Annotated in this window: 1 protein-coding gene and 1 pseudogene; both read right to left on the bottom strand. The window is 39.6% G+C overall.

The genetic code is table 11. From position 1 onward, the window contains the following. Nucleotides 1-336, bottom strand: a pseudogene (locus IEW67_RS17905) (tyrosine-type recombinase/integrase); the annotation flags it as partial. A 1-nt stretch (nt 337) separates the two neighbouring features. After that, nucleotides 338-1,133: site-specific integrase (locus tag IEW67_RS17900; protein WP_188634428.1), on the bottom strand; the 796-nt coding region annotated here is incomplete at its 5' end.

Below are 1,133 nucleotides of genomic sequence, written 5' to 3'. Positions count from 1 at the left end.
TAGCTCGTCTTTTGAAAAAATATATGGTGTGAAAGTTGTCTGATACTTTTTAGGCGTTCTCGGAATGTAAGACTGATAGCCTAATTGATTCAAGTAGATGCAAAAGTTCGCAATATCATTAACCCTTTTATATCGCGTGACGTCAGATTCATTCGGGCGTTTTTCTGTCCATTTCTCTGCCAATCCTTTCGTCAAACCAACTGAAGTTGCGCCGTTATTGATTGTAAAGTCATCAAACGTTTTGAAGTTATAAGTATTGCTCAGAGCATAGCCTATATTTCTTTTGAATGCTATATATTGCTCGATCAAATAAGCATTGACTCCTGAAAGTTCCATCTCAGTGCACCTCCTGGTAATGAGGTGATTGGATTTTAGGTACTTCCAGGGCGCATTGCCGGAGGGATGTCCGATCGATTCTGAGATAAGTTTTTGTACTCTCCGTATTCGAATGTCCAAGTACCTCCGAAATAACTGGAATTGGTGTCTTCTGTTCCAGAAGAATTCCCGCGAGACTGTGCCGCAATGCATGTGGACCACGCTTTTTTTGATCAATATTGCTGATGCCTGCGCGCTTTAAATAAAAGGAAACTATACTGTGAAGCGTAGGTTCTTCAAGTTTGTCATACGGTTGTCCAGCGCGTAAAAATATATACGGAAGCTTTGATACAGGCCTTCCGTATTTTAGATAATCGATAATCGCATTTCCGAGTTCAACTAAAAGAGGGAGTTCGATTTTTTCTTGGGTCTTTCTTTGGGTAAGGTGTATTGTATTGGTTTCCCAATGTATATTTTCAAATTTCAATCCACAGACATCCGAAGCCCTTAATCCGAGTCTGGCAGCTAATAGTATCATAGCGATATCCCTTTTGCCTTTGGGGCTGGCTGTATCCACAGCGTTCAACAGAAGTTCCACTTCATCTTTTGTATAGGTCGTTGGAATGCGTGTTTCTTTTTTGTAGCTGCTTTTAGGTATAAGATACGTTAAATCGGAATTTAAATATTCATTATCAAATAAGTACCTTAGAAAGCAACGCAATGAACAAAGTGTACAATGAATCGTTGATTTTGAGGAAGCGCCAAGTCCGTTGATAAACCCCAAAATGTGTTGTTTATCAAGATCAGACAGAGCCAAA

The sequence above is a fragment of the Lentibacillus kapialis genome (assembly GCF_014646635.1).
Lineage (GTDB): Bacteria > Bacillota > Bacilli > Bacillales > Amphibacillaceae > Lentibacillus > Lentibacillus kapialis.
This window is presented reverse-complemented; position numbering and strand designations above follow the sequence as displayed.